Source organism: Halohasta litorea (assembly GCF_024494645.1).
GTDB classification, from domain to species: domain Archaea; phylum Halobacteriota; class Halobacteria; order Halobacteriales; family Haloferacaceae; genus Halohasta; species Halohasta litorea.
In genome coordinates, this window is record NZ_JANHDJ010000004.1 from 293,067 (window position 1) to 318,819 (window position 25,753).

At 63.6% G+C, this 25,753-nt stretch carries 30 protein-coding genes and 1 tRNA gene; 17 read left to right on the top strand and 14 right to left on the bottom strand.

What is annotated here, in order from left to right; genetic code table 11:
* The first annotated feature begins 5 nt into the window (after positions 1-5).
* Positions 6-839, top strand: a complete 834-nt coding sequence (locus NO877_RS11835) for an aldo/keto reductase (RefSeq protein WP_256396549.1) — start codon at positions 6-8, stop codon at positions 837-839.
* Here NO877_RS11835 and NO877_RS11840 read toward each other — a convergent pair whose 3' ends face one another.
* On the bottom strand, positions 840-1,781 hold the full coding sequence (locus NO877_RS11840) for a LamG domain-containing protein (RefSeq protein ID WP_256396550.1): 942 nt from the start codon (positions 1,779-1,781) through the stop codon (positions 840-842).
* A 95-nt stretch (positions 1,782-1,876) separates the two neighbouring features.
* Positions 1,877-3,169: a glucose-6-phosphate isomerase gene (locus tag NO877_RS11845; RefSeq protein WP_256396551.1), complete on the bottom strand. Its 1,293-nt coding sequence runs from the start codon at positions 3,167-3,169 to the stop codon at positions 1,877-1,879.
* A 115-nt stretch (positions 3,170-3,284) separates the two neighbouring features.
* Between NO877_RS11845 and NO877_RS11850 the strand changes: the two genes are divergently transcribed.
* On the top strand, positions 3,285-3,821 hold the full coding sequence (locus NO877_RS11850) for a DUF8056 family protein (RefSeq protein ID WP_256396552.1): 537 nt from the start codon (positions 3,285-3,287) through the stop codon (positions 3,819-3,821).
* A gap of 16 nt (positions 3,822-3,837) precedes the next feature.
* Here NO877_RS11850 and NO877_RS11855 read toward each other — a convergent pair whose 3' ends face one another.
* Entirely contained in the window at positions 3,838-4,284 is a 447-nt protein-coding gene (locus NO877_RS11855; protein WP_256396553.1) for a hypothetical protein, read from the bottom strand.
* 121 nt (positions 4,285-4,405) lie between these two features.
* Here NO877_RS11855 and NO877_RS11860 point away from each other — a divergent pair, with 121 nt between their 5' ends.
* Both NO877_RS11860 and NO877_RS11865 read left to right on the top strand, forming a co-directional pair.
* Positions 4,406-4,882, top strand: coding sequence for a DUF5812 family protein (locus tag NO877_RS11860; protein ID WP_256396554.1), 477 nt, complete (start codon positions 4,406-4,408; stop codon positions 4,880-4,882).
* Between the two features lie 255 nt (positions 4,883-5,137).
* Positions 5,138-5,512 (top strand): 4-oxalocrotonate tautomerase family protein, encoded by a 375-nt coding sequence (locus tag NO877_RS11865; protein WP_256396555.1) that lies wholly within the window; start codon positions 5,138-5,140, stop codon positions 5,510-5,512.
* A 33-nt stretch (positions 5,513-5,545) separates the two neighbouring features.
* On the opposite strand, the gene NO877_RS11870 is transcribed toward NO877_RS11865, so the two are convergent.
* Together NO877_RS11870 and NO877_RS11875 are read right to left on the bottom strand one after the other, a co-directional pair.
* Complete coding sequence (locus tag NO877_RS11870) at positions 5,546-7,366, bottom strand: SLC13 family permease (RefSeq protein ID WP_256396556.1); 1,821 nt, start codon at positions 7,364-7,366, stop codon at positions 5,546-5,548.
* 118 nt (positions 7,367-7,484) lie between these two features.
* Positions 7,485-7,958, bottom strand: a complete 474-nt coding sequence (locus NO877_RS11875) for a universal stress protein (RefSeq protein ID WP_256396557.1) — start codon at positions 7,956-7,958, stop codon at positions 7,485-7,487.
* A gap of 243 nt (positions 7,959-8,201) precedes the next feature.
* On the opposite strand from NO877_RS11875, the gene secF reads away from it, so the two are divergent.
* From secF to NO877_RS11890, 3 genes are all read left to right on the top strand, one after another.
* Positions 8,202-9,071, top strand: coding sequence for a protein translocase subunit SecF (gene secF, locus NO877_RS11880; protein WP_256396558.1), 870 nt, complete (start codon positions 8,202-8,204; stop codon positions 9,069-9,071).
* Positions 9,068-10,627: a preprotein translocase subunit SecD gene (locus tag NO877_RS11885; RefSeq protein WP_303646951.1), complete on the top strand. Its 1,560-nt coding sequence runs from the start codon at positions 9,068-9,070 to the stop codon at positions 10,625-10,627. The genes secF and NO877_RS11885 overlap by 4 nt, the downstream gene beginning before the upstream one ends.
* A gap of 97 nt (positions 10,628-10,724) precedes the next feature.
* The gene (locus NO877_RS11890) at positions 10,725-11,051 is read left to right on the top strand and encodes a hypothetical protein (protein ID WP_256396559.1); all 327 of its coding nucleotides are present in this window, start codon (positions 10,725-10,727) and stop codon (positions 11,049-11,051) included.
* 6 nt (positions 11,052-11,057) lie between these two features.
* Here the strand turns inward: NO877_RS11890 and rnhB are convergent, their stop codons facing one another.
* Positions 11,058-11,723, bottom strand: a complete 666-nt coding sequence (gene rnhB, locus NO877_RS11895; protein ID WP_256396560.1) for a ribonuclease HII — start codon at positions 11,721-11,723, stop codon at positions 11,058-11,060.
* Positions 11,724-13,007, bottom strand: a complete 1,284-nt coding sequence (locus tag NO877_RS11900) for a tRNA pseudouridine(54/55) synthase Pus10 (protein WP_256396561.1) — start codon at positions 13,005-13,007, stop codon at positions 11,724-11,726.
* A 190-nt stretch (positions 13,008-13,197) separates the two neighbouring features.
* On the opposite strand from NO877_RS11900, the gene NO877_RS11905 reads away from it, so the two are divergent.
* The 4 genes from NO877_RS11905 to NO877_RS11920 all read left to right on the top strand — a co-directional run bounded on the left by NO877_RS11905 (position 13,198) and on the right by NO877_RS11920 (position 17,460).
* Positions 13,198-15,084 (top strand): L-aspartate oxidase, encoded by a 1,887-nt coding sequence (locus NO877_RS11905; RefSeq protein ID WP_256396562.1) that lies wholly within the window; start codon positions 13,198-13,200, stop codon positions 15,082-15,084.
* Positions 15,085-15,182: 98 nt separating this feature from the next.
* Entirely contained in the window at positions 15,183-15,602 is a 420-nt protein-coding gene (locus NO877_RS11910; RefSeq protein ID WP_256396563.1) for an ArsR/SmtB family transcription factor, read from the top strand.
* Entirely contained in the window at positions 15,599-16,654 is a 1,056-nt protein-coding gene (locus NO877_RS11915) for an ABC transporter ATP-binding protein (protein ID WP_256396564.1), read from the top strand. The genes NO877_RS11910 and NO877_RS11915 overlap by 4 nt, the downstream gene beginning before the upstream one ends.
* Positions 16,651-17,460 carry an ABC transporter permease gene (locus NO877_RS11920; protein ID WP_256396565.1) on the top strand — a complete coding sequence of 270 codons (810 nt, stop codon included), beginning with the start codon at positions 16,651-16,653 and terminating at the stop codon, positions 17,458-17,460. The genes NO877_RS11915 and NO877_RS11920 overlap by 4 nt, the downstream gene beginning before the upstream one ends.
* 21 nt (positions 17,461-17,481) lie before the next feature.
* Here NO877_RS11920 and NO877_RS11925 read toward each other — a convergent pair whose 3' ends face one another.
* The 7 genes from NO877_RS11925 to NO877_RS11960 form a co-directional block, all read right to left on the bottom strand.
* Positions 17,482-17,727 carry a DUF2250 domain-containing protein gene (locus NO877_RS11925; protein ID WP_256396566.1) on the bottom strand — a complete coding sequence of 82 codons (246 nt, stop codon included), beginning with the start codon at positions 17,725-17,727 and terminating at the stop codon, positions 17,482-17,484.
* 66 nt (positions 17,728-17,793) lie between these two features.
* Positions 17,794-18,066, bottom strand: coding sequence for a hypothetical protein (locus NO877_RS11930; protein WP_256396567.1), 273 nt, complete (start codon positions 18,064-18,066; stop codon positions 17,794-17,796).
* 36 nt (positions 18,067-18,102) lie between these two features.
* The gene (locus NO877_RS11935) at positions 18,103-18,846 is read right to left on the bottom strand and encodes a beta-ketoacyl-ACP reductase (protein ID WP_256396568.1); all 744 of its coding nucleotides are present in this window, start codon (positions 18,844-18,846) and stop codon (positions 18,103-18,105) included.
* A 251-nt stretch (positions 18,847-19,097) separates the two neighbouring features.
* A complete protein-coding gene (gene phaC, locus NO877_RS11945) occupies positions 19,098-20,657 on the bottom strand; it encodes a class III poly(R)-hydroxyalkanoic acid synthase subunit PhaC (RefSeq protein ID WP_303646952.1) in 1,560 nt (519 codons plus the stop codon).
* On the bottom strand, positions 20,654-21,223 hold the full coding sequence (locus NO877_RS11950) for a poly(R)-hydroxyalkanoic acid synthase subunit (protein ID WP_256396569.1): 570 nt from the start codon (positions 21,221-21,223) through the stop codon (positions 20,654-20,656). The genes phaC and NO877_RS11950 overlap by 4 nt, the downstream gene beginning before the upstream one ends.
* Before the next feature lie 14 nt (positions 21,224-21,237).
* Positions 21,238-21,822 (bottom strand): hypothetical protein, encoded by a 585-nt coding sequence (locus tag NO877_RS11955; RefSeq protein ID WP_256396570.1) that lies wholly within the window; start codon positions 21,820-21,822, stop codon positions 21,238-21,240.
* Positions 21,815-22,138 (bottom strand): AbrB/MazE/SpoVT family DNA-binding domain-containing protein, encoded by a 324-nt coding sequence (locus NO877_RS11960; RefSeq protein ID WP_256396571.1) that lies wholly within the window; start codon positions 22,136-22,138, stop codon positions 21,815-21,817. Before NO877_RS11960 ends, NO877_RS11955 begins: the two co-directional genes overlap by 8 nt.
* Positions 22,139-22,332: 194 nt before the next feature.
* Between NO877_RS11960 and NO877_RS11965 the strand changes: the two genes are divergently transcribed.
* From NO877_RS11965 to NO877_RS11990, 6 genes are all read left to right on the top strand, one after another.
* Positions 22,333-22,956 carry a MaoC family dehydratase gene (locus NO877_RS11965; protein WP_256396572.1) on the top strand — a complete coding sequence of 208 codons (624 nt, stop codon included), beginning with the start codon at positions 22,333-22,335 and terminating at the stop codon, positions 22,954-22,956.
* 124 nt (positions 22,957-23,080) lie between these two features.
* A complete protein-coding gene (locus NO877_RS11970) occupies positions 23,081-23,554 on the top strand; it encodes an HTH domain-containing protein (RefSeq protein ID WP_256396573.1) in 474 nt (157 codons plus the stop codon).
* Positions 23,555-23,762: 208 nt separating this feature from the next.
* The gene (locus NO877_RS11975) at positions 23,763-24,020 is read left to right on the top strand and encodes a TrmB family transcriptional regulator (protein WP_256396574.1); all 258 of its coding nucleotides are present in this window, start codon (positions 23,763-23,765) and stop codon (positions 24,018-24,020) included.
* Positions 24,021-24,076: 56 nt separating this feature from the next.
* Positions 24,077-24,673, top strand: a complete 597-nt coding sequence (gene trmY / locus NO877_RS11980; RefSeq protein WP_256396575.1) for a tRNA (pseudouridine(54)-N(1))-methyltransferase TrmY — start codon at positions 24,077-24,079, stop codon at positions 24,671-24,673.
* A gap of 48 nt (positions 24,674-24,721) precedes the next feature.
* Positions 24,722-24,794: transfer RNA gene (locus NO877_RS11985), tRNA-Pro, on the top strand.
* Between the two features lie 231 nt (positions 24,795-25,025).
* The gene (locus NO877_RS11990) at positions 25,026-25,733 is read left to right on the top strand and encodes a hypothetical protein (protein ID WP_256396576.1); all 708 of its coding nucleotides are present in this window, start codon (positions 25,026-25,028) and stop codon (positions 25,731-25,733) included.
* Positions 25,734-25,753: the final 20 nt, after the last annotated feature.

Sequence of the window (25,753 nt, forward strand, 5' to 3'; positions counted from 1 at the left end):
CCGGTATGACGTCCGTTCCGACACGAACGCTTCCGAGCGGCGATGAGATCCCACTCGTTGGCTTCGGCACCTACGACATCGATCCGGAGAACACCACCGAGGCGGTTCGAACTGCCCTTGAGGCGGGGTATCGACACATCGACTGTGCGGAGGGGTACGGCAACGAACGCGAGGTCGGCGAGGCACTGGCAGCGTACGACCGCGAGGAGCTGTTTGTCACCTCGAAAGTCGTGCCGAAACACCTCCACTACGAATCCCTTCTTTCGGCGTGTCGTGACTCGCTCGACCGGTTAGGCACTGACTACCTCGACCTATACCAGATCCACTGGCCCAATCCGGCGGTCTCGCTGCGTGAGACGCTGTCGGCGATGGCACGGCTCGTCGAGGAAGGACTGGTCCGCAACATCGGCGTGAGCAATTTCACGGCCTACCAGTTGATGTTTGCGCGGCGAATTTCGGACGTTCCAATCGCAATGAACCAGGTCGAACTCCACCCGTGGTTCAAACAGGCGGAACTGCGGGCGTACGCAACCGACCACGACGTGCCGCTGGCGGCGGCCGCACCCCTGGCCCGGACGGCAGTGTTCGACGAGCCGGTGATCCTGGAGCTGGCCGAACAGTACGACAAAACCCCGGCCCAGATCGTGATTCGGTGGCAGGTCCAAAACGGGATCGTGACGATTCCCCGGTCGACCACACCCGATCACATCCGGTCGAATCTAGCGGTCACCGACTGGGAGTTGGATGAGGCCGATATGGACCGGATCGAGGCGATTGACCGACGGGAGCGGCAGTATATGATCGATCCGAGCCATCCACGGTATGGTATCTCACAATAATCAGCAGACATTGAGATCGACCACGTCGTCGTGTTTGGCGTCCATCGCACACTGGACGACGTTCCGGTTGCCCGCCGAGAGTCGCTCGTTGCTGACGAAGAGCTCGGCGACGTAGCCGTTGAACCCCCGGCTCGATCCGGCCGCGCCGATCCGAACCTCGCTGCCGAGTTCGGCGATCCCATCGCGGTCAGTGCCAAGATTCTCGCCGTTCACAAAGAGGGTCCCCTGCTCGCCGTCGGTCGTATGGGTGATGATTGCCCACTCGCCGTCGGTGGTGATCTCCGGAGTCGGTCCTGGAGTCGCCCACCACTCGTCGGCCCGACCGCTCTCGATCGGCGCGTCGGACTGGCGGAGTTCAATGGCTGGGTCACCGTCATCGGCCGCATCGATCGCATACAGCCCGCCGTTTCGGTACTCCTTGTCGATCACGTACACCAGCATCGTCACGGTCAGCCCCGAATCGTTCCGGACAGACATGGCGTCGGGCGTAGCATCGACCCGGAGGGAGCTGTTGGCGGTGCCGTCGAACCGGATCGCGTCGATTCCGTCGATGACCGCCCACTCGGGAGCCTCGCCGGTCGGCCGTGCGTCGAACTCGTTGCTGCTTCTGTCCCGCCACTCGGTGACGGGATCGCCGGGCGACACGCCCCGATTCGCTGTGGCATCGAGCCAGAGCACACAGGGGAACGAGCCATCCGAATACCGCGCGTTCTCGGCTCTGTCCTCGGCGAATCCGGCCACGTCTCGCGGATCGAAATCCAGGGCGTAGGTACACTCGCCGCTGCCTGCGGGAACGGTCGTCGGCTGACCGACCAGATCGACGTAGCCGAGCGCTACCGCACTGACGACGACGATAACGATGACCGAGACCGCGATCAGAAGCGTCGTCTGCACCGGCGCGGCCGACCGCCCGTCTCGAATCACCCCACCAGTCCGTTTCATATATGGTCCCGAACGAACGGGTTCCGACTAGATCATAACGAACGGAACAAGTAAGTTCCTATTTATAAATAGTCAATAGTGTCGGGCGGATCGGCCTACTCGATAGTGAACTCGCGTTTGTCGGCGACCGCCTCGGCCTCCTGGAACTCGCCGCCGCCGAGCAGGCCGCGGGCGGCCTTCTTGCCCCACTCGACTGCGGGCTGGGTAAACGTCGAGACGCCTGCGAGTTCGCCGTACATCACGGTGGCGGCCTCCATCGCATACAGGAGTTCGCCGACCCCGTGGGCGTCGACGCGATCGATCTCGATCCGAACGTTGGGTCGGTCCTCCGCGGCGAGACTGGCCTCGGTGGCCTCGAACTCGGCATCAAGCAGGTCGCCGAGTCCCGCGCCGCCGAGATACGAGAGGCCTTCCAGATCCGTCTCGGGGATGTCGATATCCTCGCGCTGGCGGGGACGCACGAGCGTGACGAGTTTGTCCCGTGGGCCAGCCCGGTAGAGCTGGAGCTGGGAGTGTTGGTCGGTCGCGCCGAGTGCGCGGGCGGGCGTCTGGCCGAGCCCCTCCTTGCCTAAGCTCTCGGCCCACAGTTGGGCGAACCACTCGGCGAAGTATTCCAGCGACTCCGCGTAGGGCATCATCGCGTTGGTGAGCGCGCCGCGCTCGGCGAGTGCGTAGGCAACCGCGCCGTAGGCGTAGCCCGGCGACGCTTCGAGGGACCCCGAGAGCTTGTCCATCTCGCTGCGGGCCCCCTCGATGACACCCTCAATATTGAGTCCCTGTAGGGCCGCACACGCGAGGCCGACCGTCGAGAGCGCCGAGAACCGACCCGGCACGCCGTCGGGGACCTTCAGCGAGGGCAGGTCGTGTTTGTCGGCGAGGTTCCGGAGGTTGCCCTCGTCGCCAGTTGTGACAAAGGTTTGGTCGGTCCAGTCGACGCCCGCGTCGGCCATCGCCTCGCGGACAACAAGGAAGTTAGCGAGGGTTTCGGCGGTCGTCCCCGAGCGGGAGACGACGTTGACCACGGTTTCGTCGAGTGGGAGGGACTCCAGGAGTTCCGCAGTGTCTTCGGGATCGACGTTGTCCAGGAAGTGCGCCTCAACGTCGGTCTGGTCGGCCAGCGCGGCCGAAATGGTTGCCGCGCCGAGAGCGCTGCCGCCGATGCCAACCGTCAGGACGGCCTCGGGGGTTCCGAAGGGCTCGACCGCCGCACGGATCTCGTCGGTGTCGACCGTCTCGGGGAGGTTGAGCGCGGCGTAGCCGTGTTCCTCGGCCGCCATACCCTCGGCGATCCGCTCGTGGGCGATTGCTACGCGCTCATCGAGTCGGTCGAGAGTTTGTTCGGTGATGCCGGGAGAGGTATCCAACACGTTTCCAATATCCAGATACATACGTACCTGCGCGTCCGGCTACGGTAAAATCGTTGTCGTCTGTCGGGATAGCCGACTGTCGGTCTGTACGACCCGATCCACGACGTTTAATTCCGGTGACCACCTATCGCTGGCAATGGCAGACGGCTACCGCGGGCTGTTCGGCGCGTTCCCGTATGCCCTACGACACGGTGACTCACGAGTTTTTAAACTGTACGTCCTCGTCGGCACGCTCGGGACCGTTTTTATAGGGGGGTTGTTCCTCCTGAGCCTGGTGGTCTGGATCGGCGAGACATCCGGAGCGCCGGGCGGCTCGCTGACGCTTTCGCGGACGTTCATCGCGGTCATGGGGCTGTTCGCCGCCGGACCGCTGCTCGCGCCGATCCTCTTGGTCGCCCGGAAACACCGGCGCGGCTTCTCGTATCACCCCCGTTACGATACGATCATGGCGCTGCTCGGCGTCGGATTTCTGGTATCGATCTACGTCGCCGCCATCATCTCGATGCCGGAGTGTTTCGAACTCGACGGGTCGACAGTGTGCCGTGATCCGCCGAGCGGCCCCTTCGGTCCCGTGGTGGGCGTTCTCTACGCCCTGCCGCAGATCGCCGCCATCAGTCCGCCAGTGATCATGATGGCCGCGATGGCCGCGGGCCACTACCTGCTGTCGCGGTGAGCAGGCAGTCTACACGTCACTCGTTTACCGCACGCGGGTTGCCGTCGGTGGCATCCCGGTGCTGGTATCGATTGCAAATAATGGCCCCCAGAAGCACCACGAGCCCGCCGGTCCGTACGAAATACAGCACCGGGTACACCGGCGCGAGTAGGCGGTAGGGAGCGATCCGCAAGAGGCCGACTGAGACGATAACTCCACATGCACTGATCAACGCTAGCTGGACTAGTATCCCCGTCGAGCGGAATCCATCCGACTGGGTGATGACGTGGGCACCGACACCGACCGCGGCGAGGACGGCTGCGAGATCGGCAGCGATCTCGATGCTTGCGATGATGAGGAATCCGCCGCCCCAGCGGACATCACCGAGGAGCCCGAACAGTCCAGGAACCCAGAGTCGAGACAGCGAGAGAACCGCTCCAACGATCGCCACCCCAACCAGACGGCTGGAAAACGGACGTGTCATATGATTCGCCTCCGAGGGCTCACGCGTAGGTGTTTCGGAGACTACAATCGAGCGCGAGTCGAGCCTCCCGGTGGGCAGCGATGACGAAACGCCGAAACCCCCGCGTCTCGACTATCCACCCATGACTGACGACGACACGAAAGAGAGCACGTTTCTCGTCACCCACGCCGACGGCGATTCGGCCGTATTAAAAGACGTTCACGACGGACAGGTCCACACGCTGGCCTCGAACCCTGGTGTGGAGGTCGACGACGCCATCGAAGGCGAAGTCTCGCCCGATCCCCCGATGGAGGTGTCGTGGCAGCTCACCGAGATCGAGGAGCGGCGGTCCCTTTCGATCGAGGAAAGCGAGGAGCCGCCGACCCAGCAGGAACGACAGCTGGCAGCCGACCAGCCGGTCGGCGAACTGACGCGGGAGCCGCGGGCCGGGATCGGCGAAATTCACGTCCTGACCGTCCCCGAAGACGGGACCGGGGAGGCGGTTGCGGACGTCATCGACGACCGCGAGGGGACGCTCTCGCGGGCCGCACGCCTTGGCGTCAACCGAGTCGAGGTTCGCTCCGAGCCCGGCGTGGTGAGCATTCGATATCTGCCGTAGGAGTCGCTGGCAGCCGATCGCTTCATGCAGTCGCGGTGGATGGGACGGCATCGTGGGGTCACACATTATGTTTCCAGGAGACGTGTGTTCGACTATGCCGCCCGACGACGAAGCCAACGACGGGTTCGACTGCCCAGTCTGCGGCGAGACCTTCGAGACCGACGCCGAGCGGGACAAACACCTCACACAGAACCACCCTGACTAATTGCTCAGGGGCCCCAGAAGAGACAAGACGGAGACGACGTGACTCATCCCATGCCGCTACTCCAGTTCGATACGACGCTCTCGCTGTCGGCTGCCGAAAAAACAGCGTTCGCGGAGACGGTCACGGAGTTGTATACGACCGAGATGGACACGACCGCAGGCCATGTCGCGGTGACGATCCGCGCCCGCGAGTCGGCCGACCTCCACCTCGGCCGTGCCGTCGAGGGGCCACTGCTGTTTTTGGACGCCGAGATCAGGCGCGGACGGTCCGTCGAGCGCAAGCGCGCGTTCGCCCTCGCGGTGATGGAACACGCTGGAACCACACACGACGTGCCCGACGAGAACATGAAAGTCGTGTTTACCGAGCATCCAGGAGACGCAATGATGGGCGTCGACCGCGTCGGCGGCGAGTGGAACGGCGAGTGACCGACCGAAAACCGGGCAGTCACCCTCAACCGATCAGCCCGCCCATGTCGGGAGCTGCGTGAGATCGATGCCCCAAACCAGCGGGAGCCACGTCAACGCGAGTGCGATCACCAACACGATGCCGATGATGTTGAGCCCGAAGCCGGTTTTGGCCATCTGTGGCATCGTGATGTAGCCCGTCCCGAAGACGACGGCGTTCGGGGGCGTTGCGACGGGTAACATAAAGGCGAACGACGCGGCGGTCGCCGCACCGATCATGATTCCGTACGGATGAACTGCCAGGCCGACCGCGAGGGAGGCCATGATCGGCATCAACATTGCGGTGGTCGCCGTGTTCGAGGTGACTTCGGTCATGAAGATCGTCAGCAGGACCACGACAGTCATGACGAGCACGATCGAGACACCCTGCAATCCGCCGAGTAGACCGCCGATCCACTCGGCGAGGCCGGTTTCCTCGAACCCGGCAGCGATAGAGAGCCCGCCACCGAAAAGCAAGATGATTCCCCAGGGAATGTTGACGGCGGTCTCCCAATCGAGCAGGAACGTAAAGGAGCCGTCTTCCTCGCGAGCAGGGATCAAAAACAGCGCCAGCGCCCCGGCAATCGCAATCACGCTGTCGGCGATGCCTGGAATAATCGGCTGAAGAACGAACGATCGGGAGATCCACGCGATCGCAGTTGCGGTGAAGACGATGAGGACGAGCTTCTCCTCGCGGCTCATTGTTCCGAGCGCATCGATTTCCTCGTTGATAATCTCCATGCCGCCGGGCAGCGTGTCCATGTTCGGCGGGATGACGACTCTGGTGACGTACACCCAGATGATGAGGACGCCGAGGGCGGCGATCGGCACGCCGTATAGCATCCACTGGGCGAAGGAGATCGTCTGGTCGAACGTCTCGTTGATCGCACCGACCAACACGAGGTTCGGTGGCGTCCCGATGATCGTGCCGACGCCGCCGACCGAGGCCGAATAGCCGATACAGAGCATCAACGCCGTCCCGAAATTGAACTGGCCCTGTTCGGTGGGGATGTCCGTGCCGGTGCGGTCGACGATGTCGCTCGTCTGGAGAATAACCGCGAGGCCGATCGGGGTCATCATCATCGCGGTCGCGGTGTTCGAGACCCACATCGAGAGGAACGCCGTCGCGATCATGAAGCCGAGAATGATGCGTTTCGGTCCGGCACCCACCACGCGGATCGTCCGCAGGGCGATCCGTCGGTGGAGCTCCCACCGCTGCATTGCCATCGCAATAAAGAAGCCGCCCATAAAGAGGAAAATCAGGTCGTTGGCGTACGGCGCGGTCGTTGCATCCACATCGAGCGCCCCGGTAAGCGGAAAGAGGACGATCGGCAACAGCGACGTCGCCGGGATCGGTATCGCCTCGCCGATCCACCAGGCTGCCACCCAGGCCGTGGTCGCGCCGACGGCTTGCCCACCTGGGGACAACCCTTCAGGAGTGGGAATGAGCATGATCGCCGCGAACAGCACCGGTCCCAGTACGAGGCCGATCTTCTGCCGACGGCCGTACTGGCCGCCAACGTCGAACGCCGACCCGTCGTCGCCGTTGTCGCCGTTTCCATTGCCGCCGCTGGCGTCACCGCCACCGCTGCCATCTCCTCCTCCACCGCCGCTCCCGCCATCTCCCCCACCGCCGCTCCCGCCAGCACCGACTGGCTGCTCCCGTTCATTGCGGCCGCCATCGGTTGCCAGTCGCTCGGCCAGTTCCCGCTCCTCCGGCGTGAGTTTCGAATAGTCCAGGAGCGCCGTCGGTCGCATCCGGAGGGCGTTCCGAGTACGCCGGTCGAGTTCCCAACAGTACTCCCACACCTGGTGTCGACGCGAGCGGTTTCCCATAGCCTAGAGATCAAACTGCTGGCCCTAAGTACTATTTCAGTGTCAGTTATACATATATAGACGACAGATACGTTTCGATACCGAGAAATTGGCCGCCTCCGAGTCGGCGCGACCCCACCTACGACTCCGCGGTGGGCGCTGGCACGACCGTCACCGGTCGATCACTATCGAGGATCACTGCTTGGGCGACGCTGCCGAACAGCACCTTGCCGACCGGCGACCGGCCGGTGACCCCGAGGACGATCGTGTCGCTGTCCTGTTCGGCGGCGAAATCGAGGATTTCCACCGCTGGCTCGCCACCCCGCTCGTGAACAGTGAACGTGTGGCCGCTTGCCTCCAGGAGATCGACGGCGGTTGCGACCGACGTGGGAAGTCGATCACTGCTGCGAACCGTCTCTGCCATCGCCTCGTCGAAGCGCTCGGCGAACCCCTCACCGGCGGCCCACTGGGGGTCGGTCGTCGAGTCGCCCTCGTGGACATGGAGGACATCGACCGCGAGGTCGCCCGTGGCGAGAGGGGGCTCCAGGACGGCCTCGACCTGCGCTCGCGCTCGTGAGTCGTGTGTGTCGATCGGCAGGAGAACGCGGTACATAACGGAACTAGTCGGCCGCAAGCAGTAAAGCTATTCACCGGCCACTTTTGGGACAGGTCGCCTGCTCGGCTTACTGTCCGGGCTCAAATCCCTTTTAAGTCCGCTGTCGGGGCAGTTCGCTCCAGAATACAGTTAGATCATCGTAGCGACTCGCCGACCAGTTCCTCACGAATCAGACACATAAGTATTCAAAGATATCCATCAACAAGAAGGCTTATTCGAGGCTGAGTTAGACGAAGCCGTATGGTTGCAATCGCGGTACCGGAGGTCGACTACACCCAGTACTCGAACCGCCAACTGGTGGCGGTGCCGCTGGCGTTGCTGGCGGTGGCGCTGCTGGTGATCGTCGGCTGGTACGTGGTGACGGGTGCCCCGGCGAATCTGGGCCTGGAGTTTACGGGTGGTACTGAGCTGCGAATCGATGTCGACGGCGAGAACCCTCGCCAGCAGATCGACGAAGCCTTCAGCGTCGCCCCGGAGTCGGTCCAGGAGGTCGACGTTGACGGCTCGTTCGTCGTGACGTTCCAGGAGGGCGCACTCGGCTCCTCACAGATCGAGGAGGAGGCAAATGCGGCGGGGTTCGATGTGCTGACTGTCGACTCGGTCGACGGGAGCTTCGGCCCTGAACAGGGCCAGCTCGCCCTCGGCGGCGTCGTCGCGGCGTTCGCCGGGATGAGCGTTCTTATCTTCGTGATCTTCCGGTCGTTCGTGCCGTCGATCGCGATCGTCATCTCGGCATTCTCGGACGTGATGATCCCGCTGGCGATGATGAACCTCTTCGGGATCGATCTCACACTCGGGACGGTGGCGGCACTGCTGATGCTGATTGGTTACAGTGTCGACTCCGATATCCTGTTGAACAACAGCGTCCTCCGTCAGTCGGGTGATTTCTACGAGTCGACGCGGCGGGCGATGCGGACCGGTGTGACGATGACGATCACCTCGATCGCCGCGATGGCAGTGATGACGATCCTGGCGTCGCTGTTCGGCATCCAGATCATGCAAGCGATCGGCTTCATTCTCGTGGTCGGCCTGCTGGCCGACCTGATGAACACCTATCTGGTGAACGTGAGTCTGCTTCGCTGGTACGTCTACGAGGGGGTCAAACGATGATCGGCTGGCTCAAATCCAACTGGCGGGTCGCGCTGCTGGCGGTCTTCATCCTGCTGGCTGGCCTCGCGCTGTTTTCGCCAGCGCTCGACTCCGGCGAGGAAACTCTCGGCAACGAGTCCGAAGAGGCCTCGACGCTCACCAATCTCCGGTTCGGCCTCGATCTGGCCGGTGGGACCCGAATTCGGGCACCGCTCATCGGACTGACCGCCGACAACGTCGAGTTCGCCGGTGGGACCCCCCAAGAGGTCGAAACCGATGTAGCGGGCCAACTCCCGAACACCGATACAACCGATGTCATCGCCCGACAGGCAACCGAGCAGGGCGAGGCCAACACCGTCGAGGTCGTCAATCCGAACGTCACCGAAACCGAGTTCGCGACCGCGATGGACGATGCTGGCTACGAGTACGACGAGATCTCCTCGGGCGTCACGGACGCAACGCGACAGGAAGCGATCAACGTCCTCGAAGGGAAGATCAATCAGGCCGGACTCTCGGGTGGGACCGTCCAGGAGTTCCAAAGCAGCGGTGACATTCTCATCGAGGTGCCCGGACAGGACCGCCAAGACGTCATCGAGCTGATCGAGGACCGCGGGAACGTCCGGGTCGACATCTACTACCAGAACGACAGCGGCGAGTACACGACCGAACGGGCCGTACTCACTCAGGATGACTTCCAGAGTATCAGTACGGCCAGCCAGGGCGAAAACGGGCCGGGACCGAACGTTCCCGTGACGATCCGTCCGGACTCCGCCGAGGAGTTCCGTGAGGTCGCCGTCGAGACCGGCCTCGCGCCGGGCGGCTCGACGTGTACCTACGATCAGGACCGCGAGAACACCCAGCCGTGTTTGCTCTTGGTCGTCGATGGCGAGGTCGTCAACGCCTTCGGGATGAACCCCGATCTCGGTGAAAGCATCGAGAGCGGCGACTGGGTGCGGGATTCGAGCTTCATCCTGACGACGACCGACTTCGAGGAGGCCCAGCGCGTGGCGATCAACCTGCGCGCCGGTGCGCTCCCAGCCCAACTCGACGTACTGGGCGGGACGACCTCCTACATCTCGCCGACACAGGGTGACAACTTCAGAACCTACTCGCTGATCATCGGGGTCCTTTCGGTGCTGTCGGTCGCTGGCGTCGTCTTCGCCCGCTACCGCGAGCCGAAGGTCGCCCTGCCGATGATCCTCACCGCCTTCTCCGAGGTGGTAATCTTGCTCGGGTTCGCGGCCTATCTCGGCTATCCGCTGGATCTGGCTGTGATCGCTGGCTTCATCGCGGTGATCGGAACCGGCGTCGACGACCTGATCATCATCGCCGACGAGGTGATGTCCGAGGGCGAGGTCAACAGCCAACGCGTCTTCGACTCGCGGTTCAGACGTGCCTTCTGGGTGATCGGGGTCGCCGCCGCGACGACGATCCTCGCCATGTCACCGCTGGCGGCGCTGCCGCTGGGCAACCTCCGTGGGTTCGCTATCTTCACCATCCTCGGCGTGCTCGTCGGGGTGTTGATCACCCGTCCGGCCTACGGTGACATCCTGCGGTACCTGATGACCGACCGGTAAGCGGGCTACAGGCTGTTTTTTTTAGTGGACTACAACTGTCAGACGGTCGTCTGACCGATCCGATAGGTTTTGTATCTGGTAAGCAAACGAAGGACAGATGGCATCCGACTCACGAACGGACGACGCTGCCACGCGCGGCGTTCGGCGGGCGGTCGGACAGCTACTGTCAGCCCTCTCGCGGGCCGTCTTCGGGGTCTGTGCCGTCGCTGTCGGCGCACTAACGCTGCTGTTGGCGGCCGGAACCAATACGGGTGAGTCAGCCTCCCTGTTTGCGATTCTGGGGATCGCGGCCATGCTCGTCGGCTTCGCCACGATCAGCCGACTCCCGAAACCAACCGAAAAACCAACCGACACCGACCACTCGGTCGAGACGGATCGATCGACTGGGCCGGAGCAGCCAACCGAAACTGACGAGCCACGGTAGGACTGCTTAAAAGTCGCCGAGAGCGGCCTGCTCAGCCGCCGCCAACACGTCCTCACAGGTCGACCACGACTGGCGAGCACACGCCGGGAGTTCGCCGTGTCGGTCGACGTAGCTCGCCAGGAACTCGCGGGTGGTCGGATCGCTGGGGTAGCCGCTGCCGACTGGGCCGCAGTCGTCGTAGTCGGCTCCGACTGCGTCCATTCGACTGTCTCGTTCGACTTTTGCGACGATGCTGGCAGCCGCCGCCAGTGTGTGCTTCTCGTCGGCTCCGTGTTCAGCCGTCACCGCGATGTCGATACCCTCGCTAGCAACGCCGTCGGTGACCCGCCGACCGAACCGCGATTCGGAGACGTCGCCCGCGTCGACGATGGCCTCCTCGCTCCCTTCGGCGACCGCCGCGATCGCCCGGACCTGTGCGGCGACCGTCAGCCCGTTCATATCGGTCTCGGGATCGTCGATCTCCTGGACCGAGACGATGCCGACACCGATGTCGACCCCGTCCATCGATTGCAGCCTGTCGGCCAGCGACTCCCGTTTGGCCGGGGTGAGCCGTTTCGAGTCGGCGATCCCCTCCGGCAGATCGGCCGGATCGGCGCGGACCGCCGCCGCAATCATCGGCCCCAAGACGGGGCCCTTGCCCGCCTCGTCGACGCCGATCTGGAACCCGGACATTCAGTCCAGGAAGTACTCCTCGCGCTCGAAGGGCTCGTCGACGCCCTCGACGGCGGTCACGTCGAGATCGGTGACGACCGCCTCGGTCTCCAGGAGTCCGGCAAGACTCGGCTCGGTGCGATCGTTGTCGCCCGAAACGAGTTCCTTGATGTAGAGCCCGCCCTCACCGTGGATTTCGACGGTGGCGTGGCGCGGATCGTCGAGTTCGGCGCTGGCTCCGAGGACGTCCCGGACGCGGGTGAGTCCGGCCCGGCGGTGGTCGACCCGCTCGGGCGTGTACTGCTCGATAGTCGCCCCGTCGAGCTCTTCGACCGCCGCCTGCAGCTCCTCGTCCGTTACGTCGGCGTCGAACTTGACGGCCGCACGGTAGGTTTTCGAGGCGTCGAGTCCCTTCACGCGCTCGACCATCTCGTAGTCGGCCAGCCGGAGCCCCTCGACCTCGACCTTGCCCTCGGCGAAGGCGTTGATGTCGCCCTCCAGGCGCTCGGTGTCGATCGTCCGACGGTGGGGCTCCTCGACTTCGATCACGAAGGGGCGACCCGTCCCCAGCATGAGCGCGTCGACGTCCTCCCGGCCCGCACCGTGGAAGGTGGCCTCGGTACCGTCCATCACGTCCATGACGACCGGCGCAGTCAGCTGTTCGACGCTCTCGGGGTAGAGATACCCCTCGCCGTCGCAGTGGTCGCAGGGGCGTTTGCCCTTGCGGCCGCTGCCGTGGCATTCCCGGCAGGGCCACTCGGTCTGTGGAATATCTCGCTCCAGTTTGCGGTAGCGTCCGTATATAAAGGCCGAGTTGATCTTGGTATCGACGCGGTCGTTTTCGATATCGAGGGTGATCTGCACGTCCGGTCGACCGAAGTCGACGTCGGTCCCTGTCCGTTGGCCGATACGTTTGCCGACCTCGCGGTTGAAGTTCGATTTAAAAAGCTCGCCGCGATCGACATCGAGCCCGGCGTCCATCCGGAGGAGTTCGTCGTTCTCCTCGATCAGCGGCGGGGTTTTGGTGCCGACCTGGTAGGTCGAAAACTCGGGGTCTCCGATGGCCTCGACCGCGCGGTCGGCCCACTCGGAGAACCGGCCGCACTCGCCCTCACAGACCCAACACTCCTCGGGGTCGACCGACTCGTAGGGCTCGTCGTCGTCGAGGGCAATGGCGGTCCGAAGGCTGCGGCCCCGCTCGTCGTTCGAGAGGCCGAAACTCCGGTCGGCGAAGACGCGGCCGACACAGCTGTCACAGACCGGGCCAGCCGCAATGACTGCCCGCGCCTCGGCAAGGATACTCATTACCCCATCAATCCACGGCGGCGATAACTGTCTTGCCCTTCGGCGTTTCTCCGTGCCCGGTCGACACACGAATTGCACTTCTCAGGATGCCTGCTACGTAGTTAGTTGTCGACTACTCCCCCGGCGCGAAGCCTTCAAGCGGTGCTCGCCGTTATATACAATCGAGACGGTCCGACGTTTCAACCCTCCAATGAGCCAGTATACTACCGGTTCGATCTACAGCGACGCATCGGCTTCCGACCCCGGCGAGTCGACCACGACAGATATCGACTACGAGGAGATCCACGTTCCAGTCCTCGTTATCGGAGCTGGGGCCGCGGGTGCCCGTGTTGCGATCGAACTCAAACAACAGGGTGTCGAACCACTCGTGATCGGCAAGCGTGACTACGGCGATGCGCATACGACGTGGGCTGCGGGCGGAATCAACGCCGCGCTTGGCAGCCGCGACCCCGGAGATCGGTGGGAGATCCACGCCGCCGACACGCTCCGCGAGGGGCACTTTTTAAATGATCCCGCGGCGGTCGCACTCGTCGCCCGCGAGATGCCCGACCGCATCCGCGAACTCGACGCGTGGGGCATGGAGTTCGCCAGAACCGACGAGGGGGCGATCCAGCAGCGGTACTTCGGAGCCCAGTCCTTCCGGCGAACGTGTTTCGTGGGCGATCGGACCGGTGAGGCGATGCTTGAAACACTGGTCGACCGGGCCCAGTCGCTCGGCGTGCCCTACCGCGACAACGTGATGATCACCCGCCTGCTGTCGGACGGCGATCGCATGGAGGGCGCGGTCGGTTTCGACATGGAGACCGGCGATTTCCTCGTCTTCGTCTCCGATCATGTCGTCCTTGCGGCGGGCGGCTCCAGCGCGATGTACAACCGCCACTCATCCCGCGAGGAGGAAAACAACGGCGACGGCCCGGCGCTCGCACTCGATGCAGGCGCAGAACTCCTGGATATGGAGTTCGTCCAGTTCCACCCGACCGGCATGGTCGGCGATCGCTATGGCGACGACTGGGACGGTCGGCTCGTCACCGAGGCCGTCCGGGGCGAGGGCGGGCGGCTCTACAACAGTGAGGACGAACGGTTCATGGAGCGCTACTCGCCGGATCAGATGGAACTCGACGCCCGCGACGTGGTCGCCCGCGCGATCACCCAGGAGATCCGCGAGGGCAGAGGCACCGCCAACGGCGGCGTCTACCTCGATATCTCCCACCGCGAGGACGACTACATCCGTGAACGGTTGCCGAGTATGGTCGAGCGATTCGCTTCCCTCGGAGTGGACATCACCAGCGAGCCGATGGAGGTCGCCCCCACTGCCCACTACACGATGGGCGGGGTCGACATCGACCCACAGACGGGCGAAACCGGCGTTGAGGGGCTGTACGCTGTCGGTGAGACGACCGCAGGCGTCCACGGCGCAAACCGACTCGGCGGGAACTCGCTGGCCGAAACCGTGGCGGTCGCCAAACCGGTCGGCCAACACATCGCCGAGACGGTCCAGGAGCACGGGATCACGACTGACGGCGGCGAGGACCACCAACACGATGGTGGCGTCGACGCCGTCACGACCACTGAGGCGGACCTCTCGCTGCGGATGCGCGCCCGTGCCGAGCGGGAGTTCGCCGCGCTCGCCCGGCTCGAAGCCGCCGATGGCGGATCGACTCCCGCGGAGCTACTCGACGAACTTGGCGAGATCCTCTGGCAGGACGCGGGGATCATCCGGGACGACGAGGGGCTCCGGCAGGCGCTTTCGGAACTGCAGGCGCTCCGGAATCGGATTCGCGATCTCCGGATCGAGGGCGACCGGACGAGCCGCGCCTTCGAGTTGGCCGTCGATCTCGGCTTCTCGCTTGCGGTCGCCGAATCGACGGTTCGGACCGCTCTCGAACGCACCGAATCCCGCGGGGCTCACTACCGGGCCGACTACCCAGCGCCCGACGAACAGTTCCGGGAGAACCTCGTCGTCTCCGATGGCCCCCAGGGACCGGCGATCCGTCGACGGTCGGTCGGCACGCCCAGCGCGCCGGTCCAGGAGGCCCTCGACGAACGGCACGAACTCGACTACCATCACCTAGAGTAGCGGGGTGCCCTGACAGGCCATGGCTGTGGTACACACAGCCACTAAAGGGGCTAACCACGCAGTATTTAGGTGTCTGATTCATATCGATAGAGTACGATATGACTGATTCTACCGTGTCGACGGGTGAGCTGCCAGACTCCCTGTCTCGACTCTACGACGACCCCGAAGCGGAGGCGGCGACCCTCCGCGAGCGGGCGGGCAACGCTGCGGTCGCCGACCGGGTGAGCTGTCTGTGTGGGGCGCTCTCGAATCCCCTGCGGCTCCGCCTGCTGTGGGCGCTTCGGGACGGCGAGTGCTGTGTCTGTGAACTCCAAGCGGCCGTTGATGCCCCACAGTCGACAGTCGCTTCGCATCTCGGCTGTCTGACCGACGCGGGGCTCGTTTCGACCCGCAAGGAGGGCAAGTGGACCTACTACGCAGTCGCCGATTCGGCGATCTTCGAGCTGATAGACCGGGCGACAGAACTGGCCGATGTGACGGCCGAGGGCTCCGAGGCTGCCACGGGGGCCGACGAATGAGCCAGTCGACGCCCGCCCTCGAAATCCAGGACTTGAAAAAGGAGTACGAGGACGTGACTGCCCTCGACGGTGTCTCGCTGACGGTTCCCGAGGGGAGCTTCTTCGGCCTGCTCGGTCCCAACGGCGCGGGAAAGACGACCTTTATCAACATCCTCGTCGGGCTGGTCCGGAAATCCGGCGGGACCGCGCGCGTCTTCGGCCACGATGTCGAAGCCGACTATCAGGACGCCCGCAACGCGATCGGCCTCGCGCCACAGGAGTTCAACGTCGACCGCTTTTTCCCGATTCGAGAGGTGCTCGAACACAAGGCGGGCTACCACGGGATTCCGGCCGACGAGGCCCGCGAGCGGGCCGACGAAGTGCTCAAACAGGTGGGCATCTACGACAAACGGGACACCCGGTTCGACTGGCTTTCCGGCGGGATGAAACGCCGGTTCCTGCTGGCCCGTGCTCTCATTACTGATCCCGATCTGCTGATCCTCGACGAGCCGTCTGCCGGTGTCGACGTTCAACTCCGGCGGGACCTGTGGGATCTGGTCACCGAACTCAACGAGCAGGGAACGACGATCCTGCTGACGACCCACTACATCGAGGAGGCCGAACGCCTCTGTGACGAGGTCGCCATCCTGGACTCAGGGTCGGTGAGAGCGGTCGCCACCCCGGAGGAACTCAAGGGCCGCGGGGCCGATCGGATCGTCGTCGAACTCCGGGACCCACCGGCAACGATGCCCGAATTGCTAGCTGGCGACGACCGCGTGGAGTCGGTCAGTCTTGACGGCCACCAGCTCGAAGTCACTGCCCGCGAGGGCGGACTGGTCGCCCCAGAGCTGGTCCGCGAGTTGGATCGGGCCGGATTGGAGATCCTGGATCTCGAAATCGCCCGGACCTCCCTCGAAGAGATCTTCGTTGAGATGACCCGGACCGACGAGAGCGATGCGACACCCGCCGAGCGGGCGAACGACTCGGTCGGCGAGGACGAATCCGGCCCGGAAAGTGAACAAGAACAGCCGGTAGCTCCCGATGGCGGCCGTCGGGTGGAGGGCGACCGATGAGCGTCGTCGATCGCGCAGCCGCGGCCGCAGGAGTGCCGACCGGCTTTTATACGCTGGTCAAACGTGAGATCCTCAGATACGTGCGTCGGCCGCGAAACACGTTCATTCCGCCGTTTATCACTAACGTGCTGTACTTCTCGGTGTTCGGGGTCGTCCTCGGCAGCCGCGTCGGCGAGATCATCGGCGTCCCCTACATCCTGTTCATCCTGCCGGGGCTCGTGGTGCTCGGGGCGGTTTCGAACGCCTTCGAGAACGCCTCGTTTTCGATCTTTCATGGTCGTTGGAACGAGTATATCGACGAGACGCTGACCTCGCCGCTGTCCTATGCCCAGATGGTGTGGGCCTACCTGCTATCGTCGGCGCTTCGGGGCGTGCTCGTCGGGACGCTTATCGCCGTCCTCGGGGTCCTGATCATCGGCGGGCTCTACCAGCCGGTCCCTGTCGAACAGCCGCTGTTCCTGGTGGCGTTCATGCTGGTGATCACGCTGCTGTTTTCGAGCCTCGGCATCGTCGGCGGGCTGGTTGCCGAGGATTTCGACGATCTGACGATGATGAACCAGTTCCTGCTCCGGCCGCTGGTGTTCTTCGGGGCGGTGTTTTACTCCCTCCAGGACCTGACGCCGCTGGTCCGTGACATCTCTCTGCTGAATCCGATGGTCTACATGGTCAACGGGGTCCGCTACGGCTTCCTCGGCGTCGCCGAGGTCGACCCGCTGATCTCGCTGGCGGTGTTGACCGGTGGGACCGCAATCGTGGTCACCGCCGATATCATCCTCTTCAAGCGTGGCTACGGGCTGACTGACTGAGGTGCCCCACCGTGGGCCCGTTCAAAACTCCGACCGGGCGACCTGCCGACCGTGTTCGGTCACGCGGTAGAGCACCTCACCGGTGACCGGTTCGATGAGGCCTGCGGCTTCGAGCGCCTCACAGCGGCGCTCGACAAGCGGGACGTGGAGCCCGGTGTTCGAGGCGATCAACGCCGGATAATCCACGCCCGACGCGGCAAGATGCTGCAAAATACGCCGGTCGGCGGTGCTGAGCGTGCCCTCGCCACCAGTGCTCCCGTGTGACATACCTTTTCAGAGGATGTGATCTATTCACATGAATCTACCGGGCGGGCTAGCGCGACTGGTGGCGGGCTACTCGTCTTCAGCGTCGGCTTCGTCGTAGACGCCCACCGGGAGTTCCGTCTCGTCGACAGCGGGATCGCCGAGTTCGACGACCGTGGTACCGTCGTCGGCCTCGTAGACGCCCACTGGGAGTTCGGTTGCGGGCTCGTCGGCCGACTCGCGGCAGCGGGCCTCCGCGGCGAGTGCGGCGAGTTCGGCGGCTACCGACGTATTGTCGCCGTCGGCGCGCTGACTGAGCCACTCGAACAGCTCCTCGTCGAGGTCGACGCTCACTGTTGGCATCTTAGCTCGGGGTTCGGCGGCCACCTATAAGTAAGATTACCACTCCATGCCGCCGTTGACGCCCAACACTTGGCCGGTCATATAGCTCGAATCCTCGCTGGCGAGAAACCGCACGATGCAGGCGACGTCGTCGACATCGGCGAACCGATCCAGAGGGATTCGGTTGAGGATCTTCTCCTGGACACGCTCGGGGACCTTCTCCAGCATATCGGTTTTGACGAAGCCGGGAGAGACGCAGTTGGCGGTCGTCCCGGTGTCGGCGAGTTCGAGGGCGACCGTTCGGGTGAAGCCGAACAGCCCGCTTTTGGTGGCCGCGTAGTTGGCCTGACCGTAGTTGCCCTGCTGGCCGACGACGCTGGAGATGTTAATGAGTCGCCCCTCGTCGGCGGCCTTGAGATCGTCGAAGAAGGCGTTGGTACAGTTGTAGACGCCGCCGAGGTTGACATCCATCACGGCGTCCCAGTCCTCACGGCTCATGTTTTCGAACTTCTTGTCGATCGTAATGCCAGCGTTGTTGACGAGCACGTCCGCGGGACCGAAGGCGTTGCGTACCCGGTCGGCCATCGCCTCGACCTCCTCGCCCTCGGTGACATCGGCCTGGACGGCAATCGCGGTGCCGCCGTCGGCCTCGATTTCGTCGACGACATCGTAGGCCTCGCGTTCGGAGCTCCGGTAGTTGACGACGACGTTCGCGCCGTGAGCGCCGAGTTCGGTGGCAATTCCTTTGCCGATACCGCGCGAGGAGCCGGTCACAACGCACGTCTGGGAGTCTAAGTTCATAGTGCGGTGGTGGCGGCAACATCGGGTGTGAGAGACGCCCATTGACTTTGGAAGCCGTCGGCTCTGGGACTGTCGGACTGCAGACGATCAGTGGCGACTGTCGAACTGCAGACGATCGGTGGAGGGAGTGGGGACACACCGTGCTGGCCGCTTGTCTACTGGTGTGTCGAATCCGCCATTAAGTCTTGTTACAGTAGTGACGATAGTACGCGATTCGAAACAGTCAGTTTACAAAAGAAATCCCTGCGGAATCAGTCCGACTGGTGGTCGGTCGCGTTGTCGATCCACTCCTGGACCTGCTCGGCGGAGGGAGTGACCTGCTCGGACAGCGCCTCGGCGTCGGCCTCGACGAGCGCCGCAACGCTGTCGATGCCCGCCCCCCGGAGCTGTTCGGCGTAGTGGGGGCCGATACCGCGGATCGACTGCAACTGATCGCCACCGATACCCCTCGAAAACGTCGACTCACTGGTCTCGTCTTCGTCGTCCGTCGGCGCTTCCTCACTCGCTTCCGGTTCTTCATCGAGTGTCTCTTCGGGCGCTTCGTCACCAACCGCCGGTTCGTCGTCGGTCTCCGGCTTCTCAGTAGCTTCCTCCGGCTCAGCCTCACGGACCTCGGCGTCACTGCCAGTCGACGCCGTCTCGTCGGCTGCTTCGCTGTCGTGTCTGGTCTCGTCATGCTCGGCTTCGTCGTGTCCGGCCTCGTCGTCGGCTTCGGGTTGGGACCGCTCGGCGAACCAGTCGGCGACCGACGGCCACAGTTCGTCGTGGGAACTCGACGACACCGATAGCCCGATGTGGCCGGTCCGTGCGTCGAAGGTGGTCACGTCGTCGCTCGGCACCAGATCGTTGAATTCGGTACTCGACTCCGGCGGGATCAGGTGGTCGTAGTGGCCCACGACCTGGACGATCGGCATCTCGATTGCGGCGAGGTCGACGTGTTCCTCGCCGAGATGAAACTCGTTGCGCGCGAGTTTGTTGTCCTGATAGATGTCCTCGATGAACTCCCGGTAGGTCTCGCCCGCGACATCGATCCCCTCGTCGAGCCACCGCTCCATCCGGGCGAAGTTCTCGACGAACTCGTCGTCCTCGACGTTGTCGTACAGCCGGAGATATTTGCTCACGTAGTTCGAGACGGGGTCCATCAGCGCAAAGCCGATATCGAGGAACTCCGCCGGGACGTTGCCGAAGGTGTCACTCACTTGCTGGGCGTCGTAGTACTCGTCTTCGCCCCAGAGCTCCAGGACACCCCCGGTGCCGTCGAAACAGAGTCCGGCGGCCATCAGTCCGAGGTTCCGGACTTTCTCGGGGAACAACGCGGCGTACATCACGCCCATCGTCCCGCCCATACAGTAGCCCAGCAGATTGATCGACTCCTGGCCCGACCGCTCCCGAACCACGTCGACGCAGTTGTCGGTGTAACGGGTGACGTAGTCCTCCAAGGTGAGGCTCGCATCCAGCCGGGATGGTTCGCCCCAGTCGATGAGGTACACGTCGAAACCGGCTTCCAGGAGCCGCCGGACGACGCTGCGGTCCGGCTGGAGATCCAGGATGTAGGGTTTGTTGATCAGCGCATAGACGATGAGGATCGGGACGTCCTGCCGCGTCTCGGGGTCGATCCCCGCCATCTCCGGGGTGTAGTGGAGCAGTTCGAGCTTGTTCTCCTCGTAGACGACCTCGTTGGGCGTCAGCCCGACCTCGATGTCGGAGACGCGCTCGACCTGTTCGGCGAGTGTGGGGAGTTTTTCGAGGTACTCCGCGGTCGCCGTAAGGCTGCGCTGCTGGGTGTCGACGGCGGCGCTAAAGGGGTTCATGGCTCCTCGGTGTTGGCCTCCTCGACCAGTTCGACGAGCCGGTCGAGTTTCTGCTCGACGGCGTGCTGTCGGCGTTCGAGTTCGACCAGCCGTTCGCCGACCTCCTGGATGTCGCCGTCGGTAGCGAACCCCAGCGAGCCGAGCGTCTCCCGATTGAGCTGGTCGAGCTGCTCGCCCGCCTCAAGCATCTCGCCGACCGTCTGGCCCGTGGCCGCGGCGAAGGCGCTCGTTCCCATCACTTCTTTGAACGCGTCGTTGGCCGCGGTGAGCCAGACGTCGCGGAACTCCTCGAGGTCGACGTCCTCGCCGCGGAGCGACTCGCCGACGAGTTCGTACTGGGCGTCGGCGGCCTCCATCCAGACCTCGTAGGCCCGGCTGGCTCCCTGCATGCCGTCGACGGTCGTCTCATCGAGGTCGCCCTCGGCCAGCGATTCGCGCCAGGAATCCAGGAACTCCGTCTGCATCCGCATGTTCTGCTCGAAGGCCTCGACGAACGATCGGTTCAGCTCCTCGGCGTACTCGCTCCACTGTTCACCGGCTGCTGTCGACTGGTTGGTTTCTGACATCGGAGGGGGCGGGGTTAGGCCGTCTCTTCGTCGTCGATGTCGGTGTCCATCCGGGTCGTCCCCATCGGGCTACTCGTCTCGACGCCGAACCGCATTCCTTCTCCCATCTCCGATTCGACCTCTTCGAGCGAATCGACGACGGCCGTTACCGACTCCTCGGTCATCGAGGTCGACTGATCGACGAACTCGGCGTAGTTGTCGGTGCTCTCGTCGAGCTGCTGTTCGATCGCCTCCCAGGTCTGGTCGCTGATCTCGTCTACGGCCTCGAACTGGTCTTCGACGGCCTGGTGGAGGCTCTCGAAGGCCTCGTGTTGCTGCTCGCTGGCGTCGCTGTCTTCCTCGCCGACCAGCGACTGGTCGCTCGGGACGGTGGCTTCCATCATCTCGACCATCCCTTTGGCGAGGCTGCGGCTCGCTTCGAGGCCCGTCTTCTGGACCGACCGCTGGGAGTCGATCGCGTCTTTCCACATTCGCGGGGCCTGCTTCTGAGCGTTCATGCTCTGTTGGAGGACCTGCTGGCCCTGTTTGAGCGACTGTCGCTGGAGGGCGATCATCGATGCCATCGGGTTCGTGCGGGGACTGTGTTCTGTGTTACTCATTGGAATCACTGGAGGGCTGCTCGATCGGAATGACGAACGCCTGGACGATGTCTCCTTCGTCGATATCCAACACCTCGCGTTCGGTGTCGGGAATGCTGATCCGACCGCCGCTCTGGACGCGCGTCTTGAACATCGCCATTCCCGTGCCGAGGGAGGCCAGCCCCGTCGGGTCGAGTCCCGACGGGCTGTCGGTGCCTGTCGACATGAGTTCGGTGAACGCCTGCATCTGTTGGGAAGTCATCTCTTGGCCAGCCTCCTGCAGCTGTGCTGCGAACTGCATCGGCGACCACGCCATCTCGTCTGAGCCGTTCGTCATCTCGACTACACCTTCGGCGGACTCCTACTTAGTGCTTGTCGCCAAATACCAACACGTACCATCTGATGGCAACAAATGGTAAATGATGGACCAACGTAGAGTACGGTAACCGGACTCCACGACGGGAGTCGACGAAAGGGTGGCGACCGAAACGGATAAGAACGGTACCCACTGAGTTCCGAATATCATCAATTATGAATGGTGAAGAATCAACCGCGGGGATCGAGGCAGTACCGTACAACATGGCCGATGCATGGGCCCGTGCGACAGGACATCTCGTCAAGAGTGCCGTCGAAGTCAACCGCGCGGCGTTGGCGGCCTACGGCCTTACCGACTCCGAGCGAACGAGCGGCGGGCCGTCGGTCGCCTACGCGCGGCCCGAGTGGGAGCTCCACCGGGAAGCCGCCGAGGAGGGTGTGCTCACCGTCGGCGACCGGATCTCGTTCAGCAAAACGCTCACCGACGAGGACGTGGCCGCCTTCGCGGACGTATCGGGGGATACCAATCGCCTCCATCTCGAAGAGGGGTTCGCCGAGGAAAGCCGTTTTGGCGACCGGATCGCCCACGGCACCCTCGTCTCCGGGCTGATCAGTGCCGCGCTCGCACGACTCCCCGGCCTGACGATCTACCTCTCGCAGGATATGACCTTCCTCGCGCCCGCCTACATTGGCGACCGGCTGACCGCGACCATCGAGGTCGTCGACGACCTCGAAGACAACAAATACATCCTGTCGACCAACGTCCACAACGAGTCGGACAAACAGCTCATCAAAGGCGAGGCCGTTGTGTTGATCGACCCGATCCCTGACACGGACTAAGCCACCCGCGGCCATCGGCGTCGTGAGTGTCTTTTCTTCCTGATGAAATCGCCTTAGCGTACTGAATATCGGCGTTGAGACCGTTGCGGCATTATATATCCGTGCTGGGCGTACCGCTCCAACAATGATCAACGGGAGCGAAACGCAGCACCGGACGGTCCGGCTCTTCGTTCGGGCCGACCCGGAACTCGGCTGTGAGAAACAGAAGCAGGCGGTGTTAGACCGGCTTGAGGGGCTCGACGCCGACGATCGGATCGACGACTACGAGGTCAACGTCTGGACGAAAGCGATCCGGATCGCCGGGCCGCTGGAAGGGACGACCTACTACCAGCGGGTGTTCGACCATTTCACCGCCTTCCAGCAGTGGGCCGTCAAAGAGTCGGTCGCGCTGAAATCGGCGTTCAACGTCGAGGAGGTCAACTGCGAGATCACCGACGAAACCTACCGCGTCCTGTCGCTGCCGTGTCTCTGTCTGGCGGTCTACGAGGACGACGAACTTCGCGGGGTCTACCCCCACACCGACGATGAGACGACGCGGACGATCAACCACTGTCTCGACAGGCTCGAAGCCAGCAGCCAAATCGAATACGCTGACTGATAGATTCGTCTCGAATACGGTCTCCTGCAGGCTGTTTTAGGTGTATGACTACTGTGGAAGACATCCAACTGTACCCCACATAACAGCTATTACATCGGGGGTGGACCTTCGAGATGAAGCGTCCGGCGAGGCGGGCCGTGCCGAGTGTCCCCCACACGTGCCGTGAGCGACAGCACAGCCACCTCTCGTCGGCGTCCAGGAGTCAACTATGAGTAACACAGAGTCCAGCCCAACGGAGTCGTACGGTCCAGCCGAACCCGAATCGGTGTCGGTTCCCCCAGAACTCACGTCGGACGGGACGAAGCTCGTCTACCTCTACCTCCAGGTCAGCGGCGAGTCGACGCTCGACGAACTGAATCGGTCCTTGGAGATGAAAACCATCTCGCTGCTCCCGATCCTGGAGACGCTAGTGACCAAAGACCTCGTGGACCGCCAGGACAACTACTACCTGCCCACAGCGACGTGACCCCGATCTCGGCGACAAACCACTGGCGATAAGCCACCGCACCACGACCGACTGGTATGCGTCAGTTCATCGTTCTCGGTCACGAGGCCCCAACCACGCCCGACTTTTCGCTCTCCGATCTCGCTGGCGGAGCCGGTCGGCTCGACGTGCTGTGTCGGTGTGTCAACGCCGGGCTGTTCCTCTCGCATGGCATCCGTGAGGACTGCCGCGTCCATCTCGTGTTGAACGACGAGTACACGATCCGGTTCGACGGTGCGACCGCCAAGCGACTGTATCCCAACGAGCGGGCGGTCGCCTCCCGTATTCAGGGCGCGCTCGAATCGACAGCCGACGCGATCGGCCACCAGCCCGCCGAGGTCTCGCCGGGCGTCGAACTGTATCGGATGGGGTTCGCGTCGACGCTCGAAACGGTCGCCAGCGATGGCACGGTCGTCGAACTCCACGAGGACGGCGAGCCGCTGACCGAGGCCGAGCCGCCCGCCGATCCGATCTTCGTGCTGTCGGACCACCACGATTTCACCGACGCGGAGGCCGAACTGTTGGCCGAAAACGCCGAGCGACGGTTCAGCGTCGGCCCCGAGGTCCTTCATGCCGACCAGACGATGACGGTTGTTCACAACTGGCTCGACACCGCGGGCTACGAGACGTACTGATCGGCGGATCACAACCATTAAAATCGGTGGCGGCGTCTGGTCGACTGCGGGCCGGTGGGGTAGCTTGGTATCCTTCGGCCTTCGGGTGGCCGTAACCGCAGTTCGAATCTGCGCCGGCCCACTTCTCCCGCACTCACCGAACGCCGAGTGACAACGAGGCGTTCCGACTGCGGGTGTGTGGAACACGCGACGATTCGAGCCAGCGAGTCGCACGCAACGTAGTGAGCACGTCTCGCCCTGTTCGAATCCGCGCCAGCCCATTTCTACCCCTCGTTTCGACCGGTTTTCGTCCTGGAACCACGATTGTACTCACCGGCGTTTTTATTTTGACGGCGGTTGTTGCCACGCACAGATGCCCGGCAGTATCCTCCCGCTGGTCCGCCAGCGCGTCGACGCCGTCAGTGCGCTCAAATGGGCGGTTCTGCTCGGCCTTATATACGCCGTCACGCGAAACCTCTCGCTCATTCTCGGGTTACTTACGGCTCTGTTGGTCACCGAAACCATCGACATCCTCGAAGTCCATCCCGCTGTCGACGAGCGGTGGGTGAAAGTCGGCTTGGGTGGGGTCCTGCTGTCCCTGAGTTGTCTCTGGCTCTGGGGCGAACTCCAGGAGCCCACAGCTGCCCGCAGGCTCTGGGTGCCGATCCTGGCTCTCGGAGGGAGTCTGTGGGTGCTCCTGGACGCCCGTGCGGATTTCGTCCAGGGTCGGCGGTTCGACGGGCGACGGTTCCACACCCCCGAACCGGACGATGAGCCGAGCGCCAGCGATGTAATGGTGCTCTCACAGCACGCCCAACTCATTGCGAACTCCGTTCGGGAGGGCCCGAAAACGGTCGGCGAACTCGCTGTCGACTGCGATCTCACCGAATCGCGGGTCCGTGAGGCAATCGAAATAGCCGGGGAAGATGGGACCATCTATCCAGTCGACCCCGACGCCGACGACCCACGGTACGCGCTGGATGAAGGGAAGATGGGTGCCAGCGGCGTCGGTCGACTGGCCGCTGGTGGCGTCTCCAGCGTGCTCCGCCGGCTGGCACGACCGTTCGTCGACCAGTTCTGAACACGGTACGTCCAGCGTCG